This is a genomic window from Paenibacillus sp. RC73, from assembly GCF_044908085.1.
In the GTDB taxonomy this organism is placed as follows: Bacteria; Bacillota; Bacilli; order Paenibacillales; family Paenibacillaceae; genus Paenibacillus; species Paenibacillus terrae_A.
Window position 1 is genome coordinate 49,551 of record NZ_JBIYCV010000006.1, and the last position, 25,407, is coordinate 74,957.

Annotated in this window: 23 protein-coding genes; 7 read left to right on the forward strand and 16 right to left on the reverse strand. The window is 49.1% G+C overall.

Features of this window, described 5'->3' with window-relative positions; translation table 11 throughout:
* The first annotated feature begins 187 nt into the window (after positions 1 to 187).
* Positions 188 to 1,225, forward strand: coding sequence for an alpha/beta hydrolase (locus ABH897_RS15475; RefSeq protein WP_404519696.1), 1,038 nt, complete (start codon positions 188 to 190; stop codon positions 1,223 to 1,225).
* A gap of 255 nt (positions 1,226 to 1,480) precedes the next feature.
* Positions 1,481 to 2,881 carry a Fe-Mn family superoxide dismutase gene (locus ABH897_RS15480; RefSeq protein WP_404581339.1) on the forward strand — a complete coding sequence of 467 codons (1,401 nt, stop codon included), beginning with the start codon at positions 1,481 to 1,483 and terminating at the stop codon, positions 2,879 to 2,881.
* Positions 2,882 to 2,917: 36 nt separating this feature from the next.
* On the opposite strand, the gene ABH897_RS15485 is transcribed toward ABH897_RS15480, so the two are convergent.
* From ABH897_RS15485 to ABH897_RS15515, 7 genes are all read right to left on the reverse strand, one after another.
* Positions 2,918 to 3,763, reverse strand: coding sequence for a lipoate--protein ligase family protein (locus tag ABH897_RS15485; protein WP_283654641.1), 846 nt, complete (start codon positions 3,761 to 3,763; stop codon positions 2,918 to 2,920).
* 120 nt (positions 3,764 to 3,883) lie between these two features.
* A complete protein-coding gene (folE, locus tag ABH897_RS15490; protein ID WP_137061546.1) occupies positions 3,884 to 4,477 on the reverse strand; it encodes a GTP cyclohydrolase I FolE in 594 nt (197 codons plus the stop codon).
* A 51-nt stretch (positions 4,478 to 4,528) separates the two neighbouring features.
* On the reverse strand, positions 4,529 to 4,783 hold the full coding sequence (locus ABH897_RS15495) for a YneF family protein (RefSeq protein ID WP_137061545.1): 255 nt from the start codon (positions 4,781 to 4,783) through the stop codon (positions 4,529 to 4,531).
* A gap of 107 nt (positions 4,784 to 4,890) precedes the next feature.
* On the reverse strand, positions 4,891 to 6,600 hold the full coding sequence (gene queG / locus ABH897_RS15500; RefSeq protein WP_404592373.1) for a tRNA epoxyqueuosine(34) reductase QueG: 1,710 nt from the start codon (positions 6,598 to 6,600) through the stop codon (positions 4,891 to 4,893).
* 89 nt (positions 6,601 to 6,689) lie between these two features.
* Positions 6,690 to 7,127, reverse strand: coding sequence for a ribonuclease HI (gene rnhA / locus ABH897_RS15505; protein ID WP_025681918.1), 438 nt, complete (start codon positions 7,125 to 7,127; stop codon positions 6,690 to 6,692).
* Between the two features lie 99 nt (positions 7,128 to 7,226).
* Positions 7,227 to 7,811, reverse strand: a complete 585-nt coding sequence (gene lepB, locus ABH897_RS15510) for a signal peptidase I (protein ID WP_283654639.1) — start codon at positions 7,809 to 7,811, stop codon at positions 7,227 to 7,229.
* A 130-nt stretch (positions 7,812 to 7,941) separates the two neighbouring features.
* Entirely contained in the window at positions 7,942 to 8,367 is a 426-nt protein-coding gene (locus tag ABH897_RS15515) for a GNAT family N-acetyltransferase (protein ID WP_283654638.1), read from the reverse strand.
* 522 nt (positions 8,368 to 8,889) lie between these two features.
* On the opposite strand from ABH897_RS15515, the gene ABH897_RS15520 reads away from it, so the two are divergent.
* Together ABH897_RS15520 and ABH897_RS15525 are read left to right on the forward strand one after the other, a co-directional pair.
* Positions 8,890 to 9,504, forward strand: a complete 615-nt coding sequence (locus ABH897_RS15520) for a superoxide dismutase (RefSeq protein WP_023986992.1) — start codon at positions 8,890 to 8,892, stop codon at positions 9,502 to 9,504.
* A 211-nt stretch (positions 9,505 to 9,715) separates the two neighbouring features.
* The gene (locus ABH897_RS15525) at positions 9,716 to 10,207 is read left to right on the forward strand and encodes a DinB family protein (protein WP_283654637.1); all 492 of its coding nucleotides are present in this window, start codon (positions 9,716 to 9,718) and stop codon (positions 10,205 to 10,207) included.
* Positions 10,208 to 10,303: 96 nt separating this feature from the next.
* Here the strand turns inward: ABH897_RS15525 and ABH897_RS15530 are convergent, their stop codons facing one another.
* On the reverse strand, positions 10,304 to 11,182 hold the full coding sequence (locus tag ABH897_RS15530) for an AraC family transcriptional regulator (protein WP_283654636.1): 879 nt from the start codon (positions 11,180 to 11,182) through the stop codon (positions 10,304 to 10,306).
* A gap of 222 nt (positions 11,183 to 11,404) precedes the next feature.
* On the opposite strand from ABH897_RS15530, the gene yiaY reads away from it, so the two are divergent.
* On the forward strand, positions 11,405 to 12,559 hold the full coding sequence (gene yiaY, locus ABH897_RS15535) for an L-threonine dehydrogenase (RefSeq protein ID WP_404581337.1): 1,155 nt from the start codon (positions 11,405 to 11,407) through the stop codon (positions 12,557 to 12,559).
* A gap of 136 nt (positions 12,560 to 12,695) precedes the next feature.
* Here yiaY and mutY read toward each other — a convergent pair whose 3' ends face one another.
* Both mutY and acpS read right to left on the reverse strand, forming a co-directional pair.
* Positions 12,696 to 13,934, reverse strand: a complete 1,239-nt coding sequence (gene mutY / locus ABH897_RS15540) for an A/G-specific adenine glycosylase (RefSeq protein ID WP_283654634.1) — start codon at positions 13,932 to 13,934, stop codon at positions 12,696 to 12,698.
* A gap of 4 nt (positions 13,935 to 13,938) precedes the next feature.
* On the reverse strand, positions 13,939 to 14,343 hold the full coding sequence (acpS, locus tag ABH897_RS15545) for a holo-ACP synthase (RefSeq protein ID WP_283654633.1): 405 nt from the start codon (positions 14,341 to 14,343) through the stop codon (positions 13,939 to 13,941).
* Between the two features lie 178 nt (positions 14,344 to 14,521).
* Here acpS and ABH897_RS15550 point away from each other — a divergent pair, with 178 nt between their 5' ends.
* Positions 14,522 to 15,349: an alpha/beta hydrolase family protein gene (locus ABH897_RS15550; RefSeq protein WP_404519700.1), complete on the forward strand. Its 828-nt coding sequence runs from the start codon at positions 14,522 to 14,524 to the stop codon at positions 15,347 to 15,349.
* 84 nt (positions 15,350 to 15,433) lie between these two features.
* Here ABH897_RS15550 and nadE read toward each other — a convergent pair whose 3' ends face one another.
* From nadE to ABH897_RS15565, 3 genes are all read right to left on the reverse strand, one after another.
* Positions 15,434 to 16,243: an ammonia-dependent NAD(+) synthetase gene (gene nadE, locus ABH897_RS15555; RefSeq protein ID WP_044646127.1), complete on the reverse strand. Its 810-nt coding sequence runs from the start codon at positions 16,241 to 16,243 to the stop codon at positions 15,434 to 15,436.
* 101 nt (positions 16,244 to 16,344) lie between these two features.
* Entirely contained in the window at positions 16,345 to 16,779 is a 435-nt protein-coding gene (locus ABH897_RS15560) for a BrxA/BrxB family bacilliredoxin (RefSeq protein ID WP_044646128.1), read from the reverse strand.
* Positions 16,780 to 16,920: 141 nt separating this feature from the next.
* Positions 16,921 to 18,660, reverse strand: a complete 1,740-nt coding sequence (locus ABH897_RS15565; RefSeq protein ID WP_283654630.1) for a two-component system sensor histidine kinase NtrB — start codon at positions 18,658 to 18,660, stop codon at positions 16,921 to 16,923.
* 391 nt (positions 18,661 to 19,051) lie between these two features.
* Here ABH897_RS15565 and ABH897_RS15570 point away from each other — a divergent pair, with 391 nt between their 5' ends.
* A complete protein-coding gene (locus ABH897_RS15570; RefSeq protein WP_283654629.1) occupies positions 19,052 to 20,317 on the forward strand; it encodes a BaiN/RdsA family NAD(P)/FAD-dependent oxidoreductase in 1,266 nt (421 codons plus the stop codon).
* Between the two features lie 210 nt (positions 20,318 to 20,527).
* Here ABH897_RS15570 and ABH897_RS15575 read toward each other — a convergent pair whose 3' ends face one another.
* The 3 genes from ABH897_RS15575 to ABH897_RS15585 all read right to left on the reverse strand — a co-directional run bounded on the left by ABH897_RS15575 (position 20,528) and on the right by ABH897_RS15585 (position 25,327).
* Entirely contained in the window at positions 20,528 to 22,198 is a 1,671-nt protein-coding gene (locus ABH897_RS15575) for a ribonuclease J (protein WP_283656187.1), read from the reverse strand.
* Positions 22,199 to 22,310: 112 nt separating this feature from the next.
* Entirely contained in the window at positions 22,311 to 23,741 is a 1,431-nt protein-coding gene (locus ABH897_RS15580) for a YfcC family protein (protein WP_283654628.1), read from the reverse strand.
* A gap of 2 nt (positions 23,742 to 23,743) precedes the next feature.
* A complete protein-coding gene (locus ABH897_RS15585) occupies positions 23,744 to 25,327 on the reverse strand; it encodes an amidohydrolase (RefSeq protein WP_283654627.1) in 1,584 nt (527 codons plus the stop codon).
* Positions 25,328 to 25,407: the final 80 nt, after the last annotated feature.

The following is a 25,407-nucleotide window of genomic DNA, read 5'->3' on the forward strand; positions in this document are numbered from 1 at the left end:
TACAGAACGAGAACAAACATCGACAAATCTTTGCATCATTTTTACTTTTCCGGTTCAGCCGTTGACTTTGGATAACACGCATCATACGATAATAGGTATCTATACGGACATAAACTATCATTTTCAAGTGGAATTGTACCTAGAATTCTATGAAACGGAGTTCATTTTTATATAAGGAGGCTCTTACATGATTTCGACATCCCAGCGCAGCTCTCAGCTACAGCATGCTGTCCATGAGCCGTCCACCCCACTGATCAACCCCCGGCTGCTGCGAATCAAGCATGTCGTTATTGCCTTGCTGCTGTCGGTCGTATTTTTTCTATTGTTTTGCTTTATTACCCTGCACGCCTATATCGCATGGGTACTGACGAATCCAACCGTCGCGCCACTGTACTCGAACCCGATGCAGGCCAAAGGAATGCCCTACGAGGATGTCAGCTTCCCCGCCAAGGACGGCAGCCGGATGGTGCAGGGCTGGTATATCCCGGCGGATCAATCGAAGAAAACGATTATTTTCAGCCACGGTTATGGGGCCAACCGCGAAGAAAGCTGGATTCCGATGTATGATCTGGCGCATTATGCCCACCGTTTGAATTTTAACGTTGTCATGTTCGATTACGGATTCGCATCACAAAATAGCAAAGCCGTCGCAACCGGAGGCAAAGCGGAATCCCAGCAGCTTCTCGGGGCGATCCAGCTTGCGAAGCAACGCGGTTCCTCGGAGATTATCGTATGGGGCTTCTCGATGGGGGCAGGAACTGCTCTTCAGGCGGGCTTGCAAACCAAAGATGTGGACGCCATGATTTTGGACAGCACCTTCCTCCTGGAGCCGGATACGCTGTACCATAACATTCATAATCAAATTGATCTGCCGCGCCATCCATCTCTGGAAATTCTGGAGCTGCTGTTTCCAGTCTTGAACGGTACCAGCCTGCATCAGATTCCATACCAAGAGGTCAAAGCGGAAAACTATCCGTTCCCGATCATGTTTGTACATGGGACGCAGGATGAAAAGGCTCCTTACCCGATTGCGGAAAAGCTCGCTGCCAATCAAACCAACCCGCTTTCCAGTGTATGGATTGTCAAAAACGGGCTGCATGAGCTTATTTTCAGGGAGCATCCACGTGAGTATTTGCGGCGGGTATCGACGTTTTTAAGCGGTGTACAAGAGCTGGAGGACAAGAAAACTATCGCTAATGCCAGTAAACAAACGACTACGAAGTAAGGGGTCTATTTTAGAAGCCATACTCCTTTCAACATAGAGAAGCCCGTCTGTGGACACTTAACCCGTGCCGCAGCGAGGCTTCTTTTTTTGCGTCCAACTATGTATTCATTGCCCCACATTACATGTCCGCGCCGGATCGGGGAGTTTATAGACATATTCCCGATGAGACGGCGAATATACTGGGTACGTATGCATCCGGGTCAGGTTCTTGGGACCAGCCCGGATAGCCATAGTGGGATACGGGAGGTAAAAACGATGCTGAGTACTTACGGGTCTTTCCTGCCCTTACGTGTGCTGGAGGAAATCCGGCATTGGAAACAGCAGGAAAGCTGGCATGTGGAAGTGATTAAGTCCGCTACAGAGGGCCTGGAGCCTGCCTACGTGCGGCTGCTGGATGACTGGAGGACGGTATTCGAACAGACGGAACGCACCGCTATAGAGCTGCTTGAAGAGCAGCGAAGCGCCCTTGATCCGGCAGATCAGGCGTGGCATCGTCAATGGGAGCGGTCGGCGGCGGCTGCACAAGCACAAGCCGGGCATCCGGGGCAATCGAGAGAATTGGGGTCAGGATCGGCACCAGAAGAGCTACAATCGATTGAGGCAACGGCAGGAGTGACATCAGATTCACAGCCTGTCTCACAAGAGCTGAATCGTCGTCTGGACGAATTGCTGCAAACCGCAAACCGCCAGTCACAAGAATATGTACGGCAGCTCAGTCTGCTGACCGAGCACAGCCATGCGTTACGACAACAGCCGAAATCCACCGGAATTGTACTGCATGCGGCATATGAGAGCCAGTATTTCCTGATCTCGACCAACCCCTTTCAGGAGCCCGGCTCCATTGCGCGGGCCACTGCGTTGTTTCATGTGGCGGCAGAGGGTGAGGATTACCCCGAGGATGCGCTGCGAGAGCGGCAGACAGGGCAGACAGGCGGCACGAGGTGGGAAGGACCGTGGGCGAACAAAGACAAAGGCGTCCAGTCAAGCCAGACAGAGCCTTCGGCTACGGAAAAAACTTCCCCCGGCAGGCCTGTTCCTATCGGAGGACATCGTTTGCCGCCGCTTCCATACCCCTATAATGCGCTTGAACCGTACATTGATGAGAAAACGATGCGTATCCACCATGACAAGCATCATCTAAGCTATGTGAATGATTTAAACAAAGCGGAGAAAAAGCTGGAGGAAGCCCGGAAAACGGGCGATTTTGACCTTGTGAAGCATTGGGAACGCGAGCTGGCGTTTAACGGTGCAGGCCATTATCTGCACACTCTTTTCTGGACGATTATGAGTCCTCAAGGCGGTGGAACACCAAGCGGGCCGCTGGCGGAGCAGATCAAAAAGGACTTTGGCAGCTATGAGGCATTCAAGAAGCAATTCAGCTCAGCAGCCGAGAAGGTCGAGGGCGGCGGCTGGGCTATCCTGACGTGGAGTCCACGTGCAGGACGGCTTGAAATTTTGCAGGCCGAAAAGCACCAGAACCTGACTCAATGGGAGTCCATTCCGTTGCTGGCGATAGATGTATGGGAGCATGCCTATTACTTAAAGCATCAGAACGAGCGCAACAAATACATTGAGGACTGGTGGCATGTCGTGAACTGGCCTGAGGTCGAAAAGCGCTACACCCAAGCCTCGAAGCTGAGATGGCAACCGTTCTAAGCTAAGACTCCTCTGTAGCCAGGAACATACTTCCCACTACACCTGCGAATCGTATCGCTCTCTGAGCGCTCTCATTTGCTCCATCAGTCCTTGCGGCTGCACCAATGAGTCATCAGCAGGCAAAATTGCCGCCCGACTTTCGACTACACGGCGCAGCGATGCCGTATACGCCTCAACCGACGGCACCCCGGCCAGCTCCGCCAGGCTGCGCATCGTTGCCGGATTCACCTGCGGATAATCCGGTTGCGCCACGCCTGGCGACGCAGCTCCGGCTGCCTCCGCATAGAACCGCTGCACCACCTGTGCGCGCTCCGCGCCACTGCCCTCAATCATCACAAAGGCCGTGATGATATAGGCCTTGGCCTGCCGCCGCTGCGCAATGCCGCAAAACTTGCGGCCTCGGACGCTGACATCATAATCGCCAGGACAGAAGGACCCGGCGATTTCCCCGGTCTGCGCCTCGGCGGACCACGGGGCCAGCGCATCGCTGATCAGCCCCGCCATAAGCCGAAAATCTTCATGCAGGCTGATCGCCCGCTGCGGATTCGGCAGGATCAGGGACAGGTTCAGTACCCCCCTGTCCAGCATGACAGCCGCTCCGCCCGAGGGACGCACGCATACCGAGGTTCCGGCGTTCCGCACACGCTCCATCGCCTGCGGCGCGTACGGAAGCCTGCGGTCCCGGTGGCCGATCACCAGCGCAGCCGGGTGCCGCCATAGATGCAAAACAGGCGCAGCTCCTTGCCCTACTTGCCGGCAGGCCAGTTCCTCCCACGCCAGTGGAGACAAAACATCCGTCTGAGTGGTCACGAGTGGCGCTTCAAACCATTGCAGATCAGGCAAAACCGTTGTTTTGTCTGCTGACATATGTACATTCTCCATACGCTATCCTCCTTCAAAGCAGCTAACGTCCACCTTTTCTCATGTTAGCAAAAAAGAGTGGCTACGCCTATGCGTAAACCACTCTTTTTTATTCATCACATCACCGTCACGCCTGTTCGGTCAATCCTTGAGCAGCGAGAGGAACTCTGCACGCTGCGCAGCATCATCACGAAACGTTCCGCGTACCGCAGATGTTACCGTTTTGCTGCCAGGCTTTTTGACGCCTCTTGCGCACATACACAAGTGCTCGCCTTCCACGACCACCATAACCCCGTGAGCGGAGACCGCTTCATTCAAAATATCTGCGATCTGTGCCGTAATGCGCTCCTGAACCTGCAAACGGCGCGTCACAGCCTCAACCAGACGGGCAAGCTTGCTTAGTCCTACAATTTTGCCGCTGGGTACATAGCCGATATGCACTTTTCCAAAGAAAGGAGCCATATGGTGCTCACACTGGCTGTAATAGACGATGTCCTTCACAATCACAAGCTCCTCGTGATTTTCGTCGAATGTTACACCCAGCGCATCCCGGGGATCAACCTCATAACCTGCAAATATCTCCTCATACATGCGCGCTACGCGTGCCGGTGTTTCCAGCAAGCCTTCACGCTTGGGGTCCTCACCGATCAGTTGTAGAATTTGCTCCACATGGTACTCGATTTTATCCCGGTTATCCGCAGCTTTGCGGTTAATATAATCTTTTACGCCAGCCACAGTAATCCTCCTCTGTGCAACCTCATGCGGCATTCGTGCTTATGTTGCTCATTATTTACGATGGCCCTGATTTTTACGCTGACCTGGCTGATTTTTGGAGAACTGCTGGTTCTTCATCATCTGCTGGGCTTTCTGCATTTGCTTCCCATTCAGGTTATAACCCATCTGCTTGGCCATTTTTTGCAGCGTCTCAGGATCGTTTTGCATCTTTTCAAGCTGTTTGCGAAGATAATAAGCACCGATGAAAAATCCCCCGACCAAACCAACAATCAGGGTAATGATCGGAATGACAATATTCCACACCACGAAGTCGTCACCTCTGTATATTTATATGAAACCTCTTGAATTATACACGAACCTATCATAGCAAAACATGGGACAGCTAGCAAATCACAATTTGCAAACGTATGTCCTCATTGCTTCTCCAAATCCAGCAGCTTCATCTTGGTTGGCAGGCCCCCGGCATACCCAAAACTTCCGTTTGCACCCGACACCCGGTGACATGGTATCAGAATGGGCAACGGATTTTTGTTGTTCGCTCCGCCGACCGCACGTACCGCCTTGGCCCTGCCAATTGACTCCGCGATATCCTTGTAGGACACGCTTTGACCATACGGAATATTTTGCAGCGCACGCCATACCTGCTCCTGAAAAGGGGTGCCCCTCAAATCATAGGCCACAGTGAAATCACGTCGTTTCCCGGCAAAATATTCACGCAGTTGGTCCGCAGCCTCGCGCAGCTTTTCCGGTTCCTGCATATAGACATATTCCCCGATCCATGTACGGGCCCATTGCTGAAGCAGCGCCTCCTTCGCATGAAAAACGCCAAAATCAATCCGGCATAGCCCCCGGTCCGTTGCACACAGCGTTAAAATGCCTATAGGTGTCTCCATTTCATCATAATAGATCGTAGTCGGCCCTTCTGAGACCTTTTGCTGTTCAGCCTGTTCTCGTTCCTCAAGTTTGGAATGCGCCTGCGCGACCATTTCGCGTACTTGCTCATGTTGTTCCTTCTCAGATGCTTGCTTGATCGCTGTCATTGCGTTTTTCCCTCCTATTCGGCCCAAGGCCCATGCCGCCGTGCCCCGAAGCTCAGGACGCGGATCATCCAACAGAACCTCCGTCAGCTTGGGCACGGCGCTAATATCCTTGAAATTGCCGAGCGCAATAACCGCATTGCGCTGAATCGGCTTCTTTCCCCGCCAGGCTGCCGCACTTTGACCAAATCTCTCTTTAAATTCACGATTGCTCAAATCCAGTAACGGCAGCAGCAATGGCTTCACAATTTCGGGATCAGGTGTAAGCTCAGGATGATGATCCCAGTTGAGGCCCCGATTTTTCGGGCATACGATTTGGCAGGTATCACATCCGTACAACCGGTTCCCGATTTTCAGCATAAATTCCTCATCCAGAAAGCCTTTCGTTTGCGTCAAAAAGGACACACACCGCTGGGCATTGAGCTGTCCCGGCCCGACAAGCGCGCCCGTAGGGCACGCATCCAAGCATTTGGTACACTCCCCACAACCGTCCGTAACCGGCTCATCCGGCTGAAAAGGGATATTCGTCAGCATCTCACCGAGATAAATCCATGATCCCAGTGTCGGTGAAATCATCATCGTGTTTTTTCCGCTAAACCCAATACCCGCCCGTTCCGCTACGGCCCGGTCCGACAACTCCCCGGTATCCACCATGTTTTTCATAATCGCGTCAGGAACCCGTTCACCTATAAAAGCCTCCAGCTTTTCCATCGCCTCGCGCAGCACCAAGTGGTAGTCCTTACCCCAGGCGGAACGCGCCAAAATGCCACGGTACTTGCCTTTGTCCGACTTCGGCGGGTCCTTCATTTTGGAAGGATAAGCCACCGCAATGGCAATCAGGGATGCAGGCTGCGAACCATACAGCTCCGGGTAGATCCGTTTATCAATGTCCGGCTCCTCAAAACCGGATTCATAGCCTTTGGCGCGATGCTCTTCCAATATTGCTTTCAGAGACAGAAAGGGATCGGCGGATGCGAACCCGATGGAGTCGATGCCCAGCCCCGGAGCCGCTTCGATAATCTCCTGCTTGAGCGATGCCCAAGTCAAAGCGGTTCCAGCAGCCGTTGGTGTCTGTCCACGTTGCATCCGATACTCACCTCTCTTTCATATCACTTATATGAGGATTTCTGTAAAATCCCCATATCTCAAATTTCAACAGAATATAGCCGCAGATGCTACCGTAAATTTTTAACAGCGCTGGTCGCCAAGAAATCACAATGATTGTTCAGCTCGTTGTCACTGTGACCCTTGACCTTCACATACTCAACCTCATGCTTGCTCATCAGTTCCCACAGTTCTTCCCATAACTCCTTGTTTTCAACTGGCTGATTTTTACTGTTACGCCAGCCGTTACGAAGCCAATTCTTAATCCAGCCCTGTTTGAAGCAGTTTACGACATAGGCGGAGTCACTGTGTACCTTTACATGGCAAGGCTCCTTGAGCAGCTTGAGCGCTTCGATCACGGCCTTGATCTCCATGCGATTGTTTGTCGTCATTTTTTCGGCCCCGGACAACTCCTTGCGATGCTCTCCATATAGTAAAACGACGCCCCAGCCCCCAGGACCGGGATTTCCCGAACAAGCGCCGTCGGTATACACCATCACTTCTTTCATATTTCTCTTCCCTTCCTGATCGGTAACCGCCTGCCCGTCATGGTCCTGACGATTTGCACACGTTCCCCATTAATTTTCAGCATACAGACTATGGCTGCTCTACAGCCACTTCCACTCGGATAACGGCCAAAATACAACCTCCGCACGCCCCAGCAAATCCTGAGATTTAATGCTGCCAAAATATCGGCTATCCTTGCTGCCCGCGGCGTGTCGGTTATCGCCCATGACAAAAAAGTGCCCCGGCTCCACTGTAAAAGGACCGTAATCACCGTCCTCAATCTCAGAGTCGGTGTAAGGCTCGTTTTGCAGCTTACCGTTCACATATAGATGATTATGCTCAACCCGGATTACATCCCCCGGAGTGCCTATGACTCTTTTCACTAAAAATCTCGGACTGGACGGATTGGAGTCGGGATCTTGTAATATCACGATATCACCCCTGCCCGGATCATGAAAATTGTAAACCAGCTTGTTAACAAACAAATGCTGGCTTTCCATCAGCGTCGGCTGCATTGAATGTCCCCTGACCGTAGACAAATTAAACACGAACAGGTTCAGCAGCAGCAAGACAGTCATCGCGATCAGAAGAGTCACCAACCAATCGCGTATGTAACTCCAACGACCTGCATGTTTGGACGTTTCCGGCGAAGGAAGCGGGCCTGACGAAGGAGCCAGTGTGTCCATAATAAACCTCCTCAACCCTGTTATAAATAGAAAAGCATATCCCGTACCCGATTGCAACGGTTACTCAGATATGCTCTAAATGGAAATATTAGCTTTGAAAATATTCGATTCTCTTTATATCCATTGCCGATTAATGAGGAGCCAAAATGCTGAGCTGCTGAAAAGTCTGTAAAATCTGGCTTGCCCCATAGCCCATCGCTTCATACAAAGGCATGGCTGCGCTGTTATGCTTGTCTCCGGCTACCCAGATGCGGCTAACCTTACGTTGCTGAAAACGCTGCTCCATAGACTCGACAAGCGATTTGCCAATTCCCATCCGACGATGATCCGGATGAATAGCAATACGATAATAACAACCATGATTCTGATCAATCGTGCCGATTAGAGCGCCAACCAGCTCTTCATCTTCTTCCGCAACGACGATCAAACCGGAATCCCACGAAAGCTGACGGGCAAAAGCGCCCACCGTCTCTTTGTAGCACTCCTCAGACAAGGCAATCTGCATGAGTTCCATTACTGGATTCACATCACTCAATTGAAAGGAACGAACGTGCATAAGTAATATCTCCCTTTTCGTAAGCTTAATAAGACAAATTGAGACAGCACCGTCATTTTTACATAAATCCTTAAATTTCTTAGCATGGTGTTAATCACAAGGCATTATGATAAAAATACGATCTGCTATATATGAATTGAAGAACAGGAAAAGGGTATATGCCCTCAAGTTCGTCATATCCGCAGACATGACAAGATATAGCAGACGACAAAAAAGCCGAAATTTCTGCTTCCTTGAACATTAAACCACACTTTTAGATGGAATACATCCCTTTTTCTCATGTAAGCGCTGTATATGAAGCGTTTACATTTTAGGGCTGTATAATTTGCCTCTTATTACCTATACACCATGTATTCCAAGCGGGTTTTTGGACATGATAGCTACCAGGTCGTAATGCCCAGTTTGCTATTTTACAAACAAAAATGTTGATAAAATAGGCTGAATGCGGTTTAATATAACTGACGAGGGTATTATTACATAGGAATACCTTACCCAAACCATATAATCAGGAGGGATTTTACAATGGCATTTCAATTACCAGAACTTCCTTACGCGAAAGACGCACTGGAGCCGCACATTGATGCGCTGACAGTAGAAATTCACCATGATCGTCACCATAACACATATGTAACAAACCTGAACGCAGCTCTGGAAAGCGCTCCTGAACTGCAAAGCAAAAGCCTGGAGGATCTGATCTCCAATCTGGACAGCGTTCCTGAAAGCATCCGCACTGCGGTTCGCAATAACGGTGGCGGACACCACAACCACAGCCTGTTCTGGGAAGTTATTGGCCCTAACGGCGGCGGACAACCAACTGGCGCTATTGCTGAAGCAATCAGCAACGAGCTGGGCGGCTATGACAAATTCAAAGAAGATTTCACGAAAGCAGCTACAACACGCTTTGGTAGCGGTTGGGCTTGGCTGGTTGTCGGCAAAGACGGCAAACTGGCAATCACCAGCACTCCTAACCAAGACAGCCCACTCTCCGAAGGTCTGACTCCGGTACTTGGACTGGACGTTTGGGAGCATGCTTACTACCTGAAATATCAAAACAAACGCCCGGATTACATTGCAGCATTCTACAATGTTATCAACTGGGATGAAGTGAACAAACGTTACGCGGCTGCGAAGAAATAAGCCAGTAACAACATCTCTATCCTATAATAAAGGGCTGTCTCAAAAGTAGATTTTCTACGAGTGAGACAGCCCTTTTCAATTTAAATTGGTGCACAAAAGATTCTGTCCATTTGAGCCCTACTGGAGCCGCCAAGTGAAGCTGAAAAAGGTTTGGCATTCCATGGTAAACTGGTGAAGACGTTTCTTAAATACAATCTCTGGAGGTTCATGGATGCAGACTTTTTTTCGTTACAACTGGATGATTCGGGAACAATGGTACCGCTGGTGTGAAGAGGTACCGCAGGAGGAACTTCTGAAAGAACGCGTTGGCGGGGTTGGCGGCATTCTGAAGACGTTGTTTCATGTCGTCGATGTAGAGTGGAGCTGGGTTCAAACGATTCAGGGGAAACCCGACTTTCAGGAGGATTTCTCGCGATATGATACGCTGGACAAGATTCGCGAGCTGGATGCGAAGTTTCGAATCGATGTCGAGCCGTTCGTGCTCTCCTGGCATGAAGGTCTGGAACGAAAAAGGTTTGAAGATCACCTCCCGGATGGCAGGATTGTGATTGATGCCTGGGGCGAGGTGATGCGCCATATCATTGCCCACCAAATCCACCATATTGGGCAGTTGTCCATATGGTCCCGGGAGCTCGGCAAGCCTCCAGTTTCGGCCAATGTAATCGGCAAAGGGCTGATTGAGAGTGATCGTGGTGTCGATTAGCTTTAACGGCGTAAATGTATATCCATATGAAGAAAGGCAGGGTGACCCTTAGTAGTTTTAGCACTGAAGGATAGCCCTGCCTTTATATATTTCACATTACGTAACCACAACTTGGCGCTGCACATTCATCTGATACTGCTTGGGCGTAATGCCATACTTCTTTTTAAAAAGACCGATAAAATAGGAAACGCTCTCATAATTTAAATCAAAAGCAACCTCCGTGACGTTTCGGCACTGGAGCCATTGCTTGGCAAGCTGCATTTTTTGATTCGTAATATAGTCGAGCGGAGTTAATCCTGTTATCTTTTTAAACTGATTCGTGAAATTGGCATGTGACATATTATAGTTATCCGCTAAATCCTTCACATGCCTGATCCCAGGCAACTGCTCCTGAATATCCCGGATCGCTCGAAACACAGGATGCCGATGGTTCGTAAGCAGATTCTGCTCAAGCACCTGCATCTGTAGCAGATGATAGGCCATTTCCTGAGCACTCAGATCAATCAGGAAATTTTTTCTTTCGGCGGGATGTGCCATATATTGCTTGATCCGCTCCATCGATGCGGTAAGTGAATCCGCCTTTTCGTTCAGCTCGCAGCGAACCACCGCATGAGTCGGGCAACTCTCCGGGACCTGAAATTCCTCCTCTACCACGTTTCTTAAACGTTCCATCAACTGATCGCTTAATTCAAAGACCAGTGCCTTGGTGTGTTCTTTGATTTTCATTTCAACGCTTGACTGGGGAGGAAGCAGGATAATCTCCTGAGAATCGTATTCAAAATGCTCCGTTTCATTAATTTTGACTTCTTTTCTCCCCTCCAAAATCGTACACAGCTTCGGGCATTCATATGAAGCATATTTCTCGTAATAATTTTCTGGAAGATCATAATACAAAATTCGGATCAGATCGGTTTCATATCCATATTGCAGTTCGCTATAACGATTAAAGTCGCCTAAAGTCTTGGAATTGTCCATCCGTTTCACCCTTCAGCATTTTGCATAATCTGATTGAAGGCCGCTCCCCGGATTTATGCAAAATGCTCCCTTTTAAAAATCACGATATTTTATAATAAAATGCGTTAGTTCCCGCCAATATAGGACAGTATGATAAGGATATAAGGATGGTTGCAAGATCCTTTAATTCCATCATTATACCTTGATTTACCTCAAAATAATAACAAAGGTGGATGCATATTTATGACGGGAACTTCCAAATTCATGATGCCGGGTATGAGTCTTATGGGCTCAGGCGCACTGGCGGATGCAGGTACAGAAATCGGAAAATTGGGCTTTAAAAATGCATTGATCGTAACCGATAAGCCTTTAGTTGATATCGGGATTGTGAAAAAAGTAACAAACATGTTGGACAGTCTAAACGTAAAATCCGTCGTATACAGCGGCACGCAGCCGAATCCCACGGTTTCCAATGTCAACGAGGGCTTGGCGCTGCTGAAACAATCCGGGTGTGATTTTATTATTTCGCTCGGAGGCGGGTCACCGCATGACTGTGCCAAGGGCATCGCACTTTTGGCCTCCAACGGCGGACAGATCGGCGACTACGAAGGCGTGGATAAATCCGCGAAGCCTTCCTTCCCTCTGATTGCCATTAACACCACGGCAGGAACAGCTAGTGAAATGACCATGTTTTGTATTATTACGGATGAAGAGCGTCATATCAAAATGGCGATTGTCGACAAGCACACGACACCACTCATTGCCGTCAATGATCCTGATCTGATGATGGCTATGCCCAAGTCATTAACTGCCGCAACAGGGATGGATGCGCTCACTCACTCTATTGAAGCTTATGTTTCCACGAATGCCACACCGATCACAGATGCTTGCGCGCTTAAAGCAATCGAGCTGATTCGGGATCATCTAGTCAAAGCCGTCGATGATGGAAACGATGTGGAAGCCCGTAGCCAAATGGCCTACGCCGAATTCCTCGCAGGGATGGCATTCAATAACGCCGGATTGGGCTTTGTTCACGCCATGGCACATCAACTGGGTGGCTTCTATAATCTGCCGCACGGGGTCTGTAACGCCATTTTACTGCCGCATGTAGAGCGCTACAACGCCAAGGCTTCCGCCGAACGGCTCACCGACATTGCCCGTACACTTGGCGAAAAAACGGACGGTGTTACACCAGAACAAGGTGCCAACCTCGCCTTGCGCGCCATTGAAAAGCTGGCTAAACGGGTCAACATCCCTTCCGGGCTGGAAGAACTCGGCGTCAAGCGTGAAGACTTCGCTGTTCTCGCCGCCAACGCACTCAAAGATGCCTGCGGTGTAACCAATCCGATTCAGCCTACACAGCAGGAAGTAATCGACATTTTTGAACAGGCGATGTAGATAAATCCTTCGCTGCACACTCAGCTACACCATGGATAGGCACTGCCTAAATGTATCGTTATTTAAATGAGATGTCGGACTGAATGAAAAAAGAACAAAAAAAAGCTGCCAGGACTTCTCCCGACAGCTTGGGGACCTACACCAAGGTCCCTTTTTGCTTTGCAAAATATTCGGTGATCAGATCGAGGAACACCTTGGGAAACGCCAAGGTGTCCATATCGGCCTCGCTGATCCAGCGGTACCCCGCAGGTGGCGCTGAGCGCTCCTCCTGCTCCGCCAGCGCAATCAGCGCACCCGGCTTCGCACCGTCGGTGCTGTAGCCTGCCCGCTGCTCAGCAGCCAGCGACTGTCCGCCCGCCTCCCCGGCAGGGCTGGCGACCTCTTCACACTGGAACACACGCAGGTTCCAGTGAATGTGACTGAACGTGTGCTCCGCCTCACGTACGAACCGCACCGGACGGGCAAGCACGCCCTCCGCCAGCAAATGAGCCGCCAGGTGATCCATGGCCGGCTCATCCGGCACCGGGCCGTTATAGCCCTCCGGCCCGACAAGCTCGTGCGGCAGCTCCCACATGCGGGCCAGCAGGCCCTTGGCCGGGCGCTGACGCACGAGCAGGCGGCCTGCATTCGCGCCGCCGCTGCCCTCGATGAGGGCGACGGAACGCGGCTCCAGCCGCGGCGGCTTCGCCTTCGTCTTGACCGGCAGCGTCTCCTCACGTCCTGCCAATCGGCCCGAGCAATGCTCCATGACCGGGCAGGTCAGGCAATGGGGCGACTTCGGCGTGCAGACCAGGGCACCCAGCTCCATCAACGCCTGATTGAAGTCGGAGGCTCTCCCTTCGGGGATCAGCTCCCTTACCAGACTTTCCATATGCGCTCGCGTGCTGCCCTTCATAATATCCTCTTCAATCAGGAAATAGCGCGACAGCACCCGCATCACATTACCGTCCACAGCAGGCTCCGGCCGATTGAAGGCGATGCTCATAATCGCTCCCGTCGTATATGGACCTACGCCTTTCAGAGCGGCGACAGCTTGCGTATCATCCGGCACCTCTCCGCCGTGAAGCTCAACCACTTGTTTCGCCGCCGTTTGCAAATTCCGGGCCCGTGAATAATATCCTAGCCCTTCCCACAACTTAAGTACATCCTCCTCAGGTGCTTCCGCCAGCGCCTCAATCGTCGGAAAGCGTGCAATAAAGCGGTTAAAATACGGAATCACCGTATCGACACGCGTCTGCTGAAGCATAATTTCCGAGATCCAGATGTAAAAAGGATTCCGGTGGCGGCGCCACGGCAAATCCCGCTTGCTTCGTGTATACCAATTCAGCAGTTCGAAGCTGAAATAACGTTTTTGTTCCAATGTATGGGTAGTCATCACATCACGTCTCCTTATATTCAACAATCACAAAAGCAGAGGCAATGTTGGGTTGATGTGTAATACTCAGGTGAATGCTGTAATCCGAGCCGCCCGCACCCGGCAGCCCCAGTCTGTCCCACGCAGGGGCAGACAAATAAACCGCTGGCTTGCCCCCAAGCTCCGGTAAAATATCCATATCGCCGAACCCGATGATCTGCCCGATTCCGCAGCCAAAGGCTTTCGTTATCGCTTCCTTCGCGGCAAAGCGCCCTGCTACAAACTCCGCCAGCCTGCCCCTTCGCTCCACAGCAAGGTCGCGTTCAGCCGGTGTCAACACCCGATTCAAAAACGCGTCTGCATATTTACCTGCCAATATGTCAGCCATCCGGCTTATTTCCAGCACATCATGTCCGATTCCGTAGATCATTTGGGTATTCCCCGTCCTTTTATACTTTACTGCCCCTATTGTAACAGCGTGTCCACATCATGGCGAGTCACAAAGCCGTAAAAGCAGCACCAAAATATGTTAAAATAAGAGAGGCTATTTGCGAATGTTGATTTAGCTTATATGCCCATTTAAAATTCCCGTAGAAAGGAAGGATAGAATGTCAGAATCACTCGTTATTGAAGCAGGTACGGAAGCAGGAACAGAAGCGGTAATCCGGGCTTCCTGGTTTCCCGCCAAAAATACAGCCAAAAGCTTGCTCGTCATCGCTCACGGCTATAAGGGCTTCAAGGATTGGGGCATGTTCCCCTATATAGCAGAAGCCTTGAGCACAGACAACCATGTCGTAACCTTCAACTTTTCACATAACGGCATAGGTGAGGATCTAACGAATTTTACCGAGCTGGAAAAGTTCGCACAGAACACCTACAGCCGGGAACAAGAGGATTTGGACGTATTGCTGACAAATCTGAGAGCACGCCACGAGTTCAGAGAACTGCCGTTGTTTCTGTTAGGACACAGCCGAGGTGCGGGAAGCTGTTTCATATATGCGCTGGATCATCCGGACGAGGTTTCAGGCGTCATTTCATGGAATGGCGTGACTGACCTGGACCTGTTCACCTTGCCGCAAAAAGAAGAAATGCGGACCAAGGGCCGCAGCTACGTACCAAACGCCAGAACAGGACAGCAGCTTCCGCTGGATCTTGTTATTTTGGAAGATCTGGAGCAAAATCGCCAACGCTTTGCCATCGTGGACAGGCTTAAAGACAGCCAACTGCCTGCCGTACTCATTCAAGGTACCGATGATTCCAAACGCCTGCGTGAAGGCTCTGCCCTGCTTACCTCAGTTCGTCCTGATATTGAATGGGTACAAATTCAAGGGGGCAATCATACCTTCAATACCGTTCACCCTTTCCAGGGAAGCAGCCTTCCGCTGGATCAGGCGATTACCGAAACCCGCCGCTTCATTGAATGGATTACCAATTAAGCTATACCCTGCCGTTAATACAAACGGCGATCCGCCGGGCGGATCGCCGCATTATTATTTTACAATTCCATAATTGTTCGCTGCTTAAATGCCTGGGATGCTTGTCCGCTTATGCGCTGTGCGTGTAAAGAAGCTTTCCAGCTTTTCACGTGCCGCCGGATCAATTTCCTTGCCTTCCAGATAGTCGCTGTTCGCTTCGTAAGAGATACCCAGTTCTTTTTCATCCGTCTGGCCTTCCCACAATCCCGCTGTAGGGGCTTTGTCCAGAATGGCCTGCGGAACTCCCAGATAACTGGCCAGCAAACGCACCTGACGTTTGTTCAGCGTGCTGAGCGGCGTAATATCAACGGCACCATCGCCCCATTTGGTATAAAAGCCTGTGATGGCTTCCGAGGCATGATCCGTACCCACAACGAGCAGATTCAGCTCATTCGCAAGCGCGTACTGAACCACCATACGTGTTCTCGCCTTCACATTCCCTCTCACTTGCGGAGTAATGGAACGCTCAAGACCGATATCCTTCAACGAATGCTCTACTTCCACGGCAACCTTGTCCACCGCTTCCTGAATGTTCGTTTCCCCAGCATATTTCAGGTCAAACGCTTTGGCTACCGCGTAGCTGTGCTCGATATCTTCCTGCTTGCCATACGGCTGAAATACTCCAAGCGTTTTGTACTCTTCGCCTTGCTCCTGCGTCAGCTCATCCGTAGCCTGTTTGCACAAGGCAGCCGCTACGGCACTGTCGATCCCGCCACTGATGGCGATCAGCAGACCCTTGCTTCCCGTTTTCGTGACATACGTCTTGAGGAAATCCACACGCTTGCGGACCTCAGCCTCTACGTTAATGGTAGGTTGTACTCCCAATTCAGCAATAATCTGTTCCTGCAAACTCATCAGATAAGCACCTCTTTTTTAGGAATTTCCTTCATAAGCCAACATGCAAAAGCCCCGGCAAGTTTCGCAAGCGAAAAATGCGGGGCCTAGCTTGAGCTGTTTTACCGGCAAAAACGGTCAAATGCACTGGTCAAATCAGCAGCGATTTGATCTGCCGAACGATCCTCCACCTGATGACGCTCGATGAAGTGAACCAGTTCGCCGTCCTTCAACAGCGCGATCGAAGGAGAAGATGGCGGATACGGTGCGAAAAATTCGCGTGCCTTCGCCGTTGCTTCCTTATCCTGACCAGCAAAAACCGTGTACAGATGATCCGGTGTAATATCATGCTTCAGCGCTTCGGCTACACCCGGACGGCATTGACCTGCGGCACAACCGCATACCGAGTTCACAACGACCAGCACTGTACCTTTGGCATCAGGCAGCTTGGCCTCCACATCTTCCGGAGTACGCAGCTCCTGAATTCCGAGACTTGTCAGTTCTTCGCGCATCGGCTGAACAGAATCTCTCATATATTGATCAAAAGACATCGACATATTTTTCACTCCTTTTCGAAAAATCATGTATATTACGTTGCTTAATTTCAGCCTCTGCCGTGTTAAAGACATGGACGTCTAATCTTTATTATACAATCTTTTTCACGCAATTTGCAAAAATCCAGACATATATTTGTACAATTATTTCTGTATGGAATTCATGGAAGGTGATTCAGAATGATCCCTGTGAGTTGGAATGGTTCTGCGCAATCGAACTTTAAACTGCGTTCCCATTCCCTCCACCGAATCTACGGCAATCGTACCGTGATGACGCTCTACAATACTTTGGCATAAGGCCAGGCCCAGACCTGTACCTTTCGTTTTGGTCGTGTAAAAAGGCTGGAACAGCTTTTCAAGCTGATTTTGCGGAATACCGGGACCCGTGTCCTTCACTTCCAGCTCCACAAAATCGCCCTCTTCATGCGTTGAAATCGTCAGTACACCCTTATCCCCCATAGCCTCCATCGCATTACGCGACAGATTGAGCAGCAATTGCTTCATTTCCTTAGAGTTCAAATGCAGCATTGCGACATGATCCTCCAGCTTCAGCTCGATCGTCTGTCCTCTCAGATTGGCATCTGCCCACAGCAGAGGAGTGAGTTCACGGATAATATCATGCAGATGGCATTGTTCCTTCTCGACAATTCGGTTCTGGGCAAGTGACAGAAAATCGTTAATAATTCCATTCGCCCGGTCCAGCTCCTCCATCACAATACGGTAGTAGTGACCGAGGGAGTCGGGACTCTTTTCGCGCATGAGCTGTAAAAATCCTCGCACAACCGCCATCGGATTGCGTATTTCATGAGTAATGCCCGCCGCCATCTGTCCGACCAGACTAAGCCTCTCGAAATTGCCCAACTCGCTGCGCAGTGTCTCCAGCTCTGTAATGTCCTGCAAGGCGATAATGACACCTGTCGTTTTGCTTACATGTTTATCACGAATGGGAAGGAAGCTTGAGAAAAACACTTTGGGAGGCACATTTATAAAATCAGCACCCGCCTCTCCTTCAAGGGCCCTCGCAACCCGCTCATTGACCACTGGTACAGTGTTAAAACCCAACAGCGATGTCAAAGGACGCCCCACCACCTCAGGGAGCGTAATAAACGGATCGACGTCCCGATAGAGTTCCAGCATCGTTTTGTTCATATGTATAACCCGTTCTTCGCTGTCCAGAGTGACTAGAGCTAACGGCATCAGATCCATAACTTGACGCAGCTTATCGGCTTCAATTAAATATTTGCTCGTAAACTCGGTCACATCCCGCCGCAACGCCAGCTTCTCGAAGGCATTTTGCATCAGACTGACGACCAAAAAGCTTGCCAGCACACCTGCTGCAATGTTCCAAAGTGTCGTAAGGAGATCAGGAACATATACCCAAACATCCTGTTTGCCCCACAATAGCGGGAATAACGCCTTTAACAGCATATCAGCCGCAACATAGGCAGAAATAAGAAGTTTTTTGTCCAACAATGTTCCTCTTTGAAAGAACTTGACGTACAGCAGCATAAAAGGAAAAAGAATAAAACCCGTACCCACATACATTGGCGACATTGCCGTAGACTGGGCTATAATCAGAACACTGACCAGCGCAGAAGCGGCAAGAATAAATGCGGTGCGCCGTCTGCCGTACATGATGCCAACAGCGAGAGGGATAATCCCCAGATTGGAAGGTAGGCCATAAGGAGACTGATATTGAAAGAGCGAACATAGCAATATGGCTGGCAAGCAACACCAAAAAAGGATCCTTTGATTAGATCCGGAAAGCAGATTGCCACCCCAAACCTTTTTCTTATCCCCATAATCCGTTAATATAGAGAAAAAACCCGCCGACATCACGGCAAGGAGAACTTGAAGCACACTTTCCTTCAACGCAATTAACAAGGACTTCTCCCCCTCATCATCTTTCCTTGACGCCGTTAGTTGAATTAAAGCACAGGCTACAATATATTACAATATATGTGTTAAAATCCCGGTATAGAACGACAAAATCTGCGAAACACAGATTGATAGGAAGTTGACGTCTTTACGTATTTTCGTGAAAAATAGAGATGATGACTGCTACTATCCATATATGGACAGAGATATTTTGGTTCATCTATATATTGCACTCTAGAGCAAATACAATTGAATACTCAAGCTTGTGATAGGGTATATCTTTATACAGAAATACAGCGATAATGTGTATCTGAGGTAACGGTATTACGATATGATGAAAATCCTGTTACCCCATTTTGAGTTTTCGAAAAATTTTTCAACAAAAAGGAAGAGGTTCATGACATACGACGTTATTGTAATTGGAGGCGGCTCAGCCGGATTAATGGCCGCTGCGGCAGCCAGCGGTGAGGGCGCCAAGGTGCTTTTACTCGAAAAAGGAAATAAGCTCGGACGAAAGCTGGGTATTTCCGGTGGAGGGCGCTGCAACGTCACGAATGCAAAAGAGCTGGACGAGTTGATCCGGCACATCCCCGGCAATGGACGTTTTCTGCACAGTGCGCTGGCGGCTTTTGGCAACCGGGATATTATCGCCTTTTTTGAACAACTGGGCATAGCCTTAAAGGAAGAAGACAACGGGCGTATGTTTCCGGTGACGGATAAGGCCAAAACAGTTGTCGATGCCTTGGTCAACAAGGTTCGTTCTCAAGGAGTGGACATTCGGACGGGTTGCCCCGTACAGGAGGTTCTTTACAAAGAAGGCCATACTGCGGGGGTAAGACTGCGTTCCGGGGAAACCCTTCGCAGCTGCAACGTTATTGTTGCGGTCGGTGGCAAATCTGTTCCGCATACAGGCTCGGAAGGTGACGGCTACGCATGGGCCGAGCAAGCAGGACATACGATCACCGAGCTGTATCCAACGGAGGTTCCATTAACGTCAGGTGAGACGTTTATCCAGACGAAGGAGCTACAGGGGCTATCCTTGCGCAACATCAGCCTGACCGTGTGGAATGCGAAGCAAAAAAAGGTCGTCGTCCACGAGGGAGACATGATTTTTACACACTTTGGCCTGTCGGGCCCCTCCGCCTTGCGATGCAGTCAGTTTGTCGTAAAAGGAATGAAAAAGGACAAGACCAGCACGGTACTGCTGACTCTGGATTTGCAGCCTCACAAGCATGCTGATGAAGTCTACCGCGAAACACTGGAGCTGGCGGCAGCCGATGCCAAAAAAGCAATTAAAAATGTGCTCAAGCCTTATTTGCCGGAGCGCCTGATTCCGCTGCTGCTCCAGCAAACCGAGCTGCGTGAGGATTTGACGTATGATCATATTCCGAAGCAGCAATGGCAGGAGCTAGCCCATCGAATCAAGGCATTTCCGATCCGCGTGAACGGTACGCTCTCTCTGAAGGAGGCGTTCGTTACCGGAGGCGGTGTGAATTTGAAGGAAATCAATCCGAAAACGATGGAGTCCAAGCTGATGCCGGGATTGTTTTTCTGCGGTGAGATTTTGGATATTCACGGGTACACGGGCGGCTATAATATTACGGCGGCGTTTACCACGGGGCATACGGCGGGAACACAGGCGGCTTTAAACGAAATGCTGTAGGAGTGTGGAGACGCTGCGCGTAGGCTTTGATCTTACGATCGCTGTTGCTTCTTCAGATTCAAATCCTCCGCTTCGCTGCATACCGCCACCGCATCCTCGTTTTTTGGGGGAGGTAGGAAAAGGAGATGAAAAAAGACTTAAATCAGTGGTGTTACTGATTCAAGTCTTTTTTTGGTTAATGGCGTAATGAACAAAATCCATGCCAGTTTCCTAAATCTCAATAATGATAGGTAAAATCATGGGTCTTCTCTTGGTCTGACTGTAAATAAATCGGCCAACATTGTCCTTTAACATCTGCTTAATCAGACCCCACTGACTCATTTCGATTTCTGTTAACTCGTTCACTGTTGACATGATTGTCTCGCGGATTTGGTTCATGAGGACTTCAGAATCCTTAACAAACACAAAGCCCCTTGAAATGACCTCTGGCATTGCGAGCATATGCTTCTCATTTTTGCTCAAAGTCGTAACAATAATCAGCATTCCGTCTGAAGAAAGTTTTTTCCGGTCTCGTAGCACAATATTACCCACATCACCTGTCATCAGCCCATCTACTAGACTGTTGCCAGATGGTACTTTGGGCCCCAGGGATGCCCTTCCTTCTTCAATCTGAATGGTGTCACCGTTATGAACAATAAACACATTTTCATTCGGAATCCCTACAGATTCCGCTAACAGACGATGCTGATACAGCATTCGGAATTCACCATGCACGGGAATCAAATACTGAGGTTTCATCAGGGTCAACATTAATTTCAGCTCTTCCTGGCTGCCATGACCGGATACATGCATCCCTGTTGAGCTACCTGATCCATAAATGACTTGGGCGCCCAGCACGTATAGGTTGTCAATCACTTGGGCAAGATTCCGCTCATTCCCCGGTATAGCTCCTGCGGCAATGATTACGGTATCCCCGGGCAAAATTTCAATTTTTCGATGCATCGAATTGGCTAGCCGGGACAGTGCAGCCATCGGCTCTCCCTGACTCCCGGTACATAAAACTGCGATTTTTTCTGCAGGAAACTTCTCTGTTTCCTCCGCCTCAATCAACAGATCTTCGGGCATGCTCAAAAAGCCTAGCTCCTTAGCCACAGACACAACATTTATCATGCTCCGGCCGAGCAAAACCAGTTTGCGACCCGTTTCCACAGCCGCGTCAATGACTTGCTGGACACGGTTAACATTGGAAGCGAACGTGGAAATAAATACTTGTTGTTTTGCCCTAGCAAACGCATCCAGAATATGCCCGCCAACCAAACGTTCTGAAGGAGTAAATCCCGGTCTTTCAGCATTGGTACTTTCGGAAAGAAGCACTTTAACTCCCTGTTTTCCAATTTCGGCCATTCGATGAAGATCCGGAAAGGGTCCGCTCACGGGAGACATATCGAATTTGAAATCCCCGGTATGAACCACATTTCCTTCCGGTGTCTGAAAAAAGACTCCCAAGCAATCAGGGATGCTGTGGACGGTGGTAAAAAAGGAGGCCTGGATCGTGCCAGCTTGAACGATTGAATTCGCATCTATAAGATGAAGCTCGGCATCACGTAAAAGGTTATGCTCCTTTAGCTTTATCTTAATCAATTCGATGGTGAGCTTTGTCCCATAAACGGGAATGTTGATCTGTTTCAGTAAATAAGGAATACCTCCGATGTGATCCTCATGCCCATGAGTCACGATGAGCGCTTTGACTTTATCTTTATTTTCCAGTAAATAGGTGAAATCTGGCACAATGAGGTCAATACCAGGCAAGTTCTCATCAGGAAACTTGGAGCCACAATCGATAACGACAATATCCTGATCGTATTGGATGAAATACATGTTTTTCCCGATTTCATTAACACCGCCTAGAGCAGCAATGAGTAATCTATTATCAGCATGCATCAATTTTATTTCCTCCTTAGGAAAATGCTATCCATATTATTCATTTTCCACGTAAACTTATGCACAAAAAGAAACCCTTGTCTCTAAAAGACAGGGGCTCTCACTTGATTTATTAAATACCCACCGCTGCCGAAATAGCAGCAAAAATAACAGCAACTAGCCACAGAATCGGGAATAGCTTGAAGATTACCTTTAGCCACTGTCCAAAGCTGATCCGGGCAATGGCCAATCCTGCCAGCAGTACGCCACCCGTCGGTGAAATGAGATTGGTTAACCCGTTACCGAATTGGTACGCTGTGACTACTGCTTCACGATTAATGCCTACAAGATCGCCAAGCGGTGCAAGTACAGGCATGGTTAGTGCAGCTTCCCCCGAAGAAGATGGGACCAGGAAAGTAATAATATTATGTGCAACCAACATAATGGTAGTGAACAAGTAACTTGGCAATCCTTCCAGGCTGCTTGCGAGTGAATTCAATACGGTATCGATGATCATACCCTGCTCGGCGATAATCAGAATTCCGCGGGCGAGACCTATGATCACTGCAGCGTAGATAAATTCTCCACACCCTTTTACAAAATTCTCAGCTATTTCCTTCTGGCTCATTTTGGTAACTATCCCGACAAAAATACCGAGTGCGAAGAAAAGGGCGCCGATTTCAGTCATATACCAGCCTTTGGCCAAAATTCCCCAGACAATCGCTCCAAGCGTTACAATAAATCCGCCTATAATTAATTTGTCCCGAAACGTGAAGACGACGTTCTCACCTGTGTTTTCTTTTATAAATTGCTCGCGGTTTATAATATCACTCTGAAACACTATGGATTTTTCCGGATTTCGCTTAACCCGGTGCGCATACCACATCGTAAAGGCAATAGAAATCGCAGTAAATACAAGCCATTCAATAAATCTCAGCCAGAGCTGAGGATTACCATCCACTCCTGCTATCCCCTGAGCAATCAGAACTGAAAATGGGTTTACAGTCGAACCCACATATCCTATCTGCGTTCCCAAAAATAGAATAAGGATAGCCGTCATAGAATCGAAGCCGAGGGCAAACATCAATGGAATAAAAATTGCATACAGCGGAATAATTTCTTCACTCATCCCAAAGGTGGAGCCTCCGAGACTGAAAATGACCATGGCAATGGGAATAAGCAGTATCCCCTTATGTTTCAGCCGTCCAGCAAGAACTGTCAAGGCACGATCGATGGCTCCTGTCTGCAAAATAATTCCGAAGGCACCACCCACAATAAGCACAAAGGAGACGACATCAGCGGCATTGATAATCCCCTCGATTGGAGCAGCGAGAATTTGGGGGAGTCCCTGCCTTAAATCACCCTTTTCACCAGTTTTGGGTACAGTATGATAAGTTCCCGAAACAATCGCCGTTTTGGTCACACCGTTCACTGTCACTTCATGACGCTCAAATTGTCCGCTCGGCACAATCCATGTCAATGCGGCGACTGTGATAATAATCAAAAATATTAATGTATAGCTATGGGGCAAGGATAATTTCCATTTCTTCTTCTCGATGTTCATGTTTATCCCTCATTCCAAGAATGGTTATAAGTAACCTTCCCTCCCATGATGGTCAGTATCACTTGGGCATCCCTGATATCACCAGCAGATGCATTCAGGAGGTTACGGTCAAAAACAGCAATGTCCGCATATTTCCCGGCCTCCAGCGTACCTGTATCCTCTTCCATATAACAATGTCTGGCTCCATTGATGGTCCATGCCTTTAAAACTTCAGATGGCGGCATCCCCCGATCAGAATACCAGCCTCCAGCAGGCGAACCGTCCGGAAATAACCGGTGAGAAGCTGAGTACAGTGAATCGGGAACACTGGTTATAAATAAGGGCAGATCAGTCCCAATCGTTATCGGCACATTAGCTTCCAGCATGGATTTATAATTATAAAAGCGGTGTTCATTCCCTTTGCCTGCTACAACAGACATATAAGCCTCTTCATAGGTAGGATTCAGTAGCAGGATTTGGGCGTAGACTTCGGCAAAAATTTCGTTTTCACCCATTCTGATCAGATCATCTGGATGAGGGTATTCAATATCACTAATAGAATGCCTGATATGGTTATTACCTTGTCGGTCACGGCATTTAATAATCATGGATACCGCTTGACGAATTGCTGCATCGCCTTCCGCGGTCAAGCAGCATTTGATCCCTTGACTGTCGGCTTCCAGCACAGATTCTTCAATCTTGTTGTAATCAACGGGCCTCAGCGTCGTTACTCCGGGCATATCTGCGTAGGGTTCCAGCATGTCTCCCGTATGATCTGCTACGACACCGTCAAGCATCAGCTTGTATCCTTGGAAACGAATAAGGTCTCCATTATAAAGGGCTTTATATTGGGTGCCCGTGGAAATATCCAGCGGTTCAACGACTGGTTCAAGCGCAAAATGAAATCTGAGCAGCAGTTCATCCTCATCTTGCAGTTCTTTGACAATAGGTAGCAACTCGCTATGTCTGTCAAAGCCAATATCTTTTATAGAAGTAACTCCCCGTGCGGCCAGCATCCGGCTAAACTCCATAAACTCTTGCTTAACAAGGCTGTGGTCCTGCATCATAGCCTGGTTAAGCAAAACGCGTGCTTCAGCACTGCATTGATCCGGCGAAAATTGATATTTATCCTGAGCCAATCGGTTCATCCAGCAGTAGCTTTTATTTAGATTAATAGCGATGACCGCCCGCTCGGGAAACAACTCGTCCAACAAGCTTTGCTCAGGCAGGCTGCCCCAATTTTCCTCGCTCCATCCGTAAGCGTTTACATCTTTTCCTGACGGAAGGTTACTTGCCTCCTGTAGCATTAACTTTACTGCTTCTTCTATCGAGGCTGTATGAGTCAGATCCACGCCCCGATGCATCGACATATATCCGGTAAAAAATACATGGTTGTCATGAACTCCTGGCATAACAAAGGCATCACCCAAATCATAGACAACCGTTTCCACTCCTATCCAAGCTTGTGCTTCTTCGGGACGTCCCACTGCTGCAATACGGTCTCCTCGCAGTGCAATAAACCCAGGTGAAGCTTCATCTTCCAAGCCATTAAAAATAGCATTTGACAGCAGGACCTTGTCCGCCAGTGCATCATTCTTCCGTTGCATATTTTCACCACCTTCATTATTTATTCACCAATATTATAACGTAATATAACGTTATAATATTGGTTCTGCTTCTCCCCACT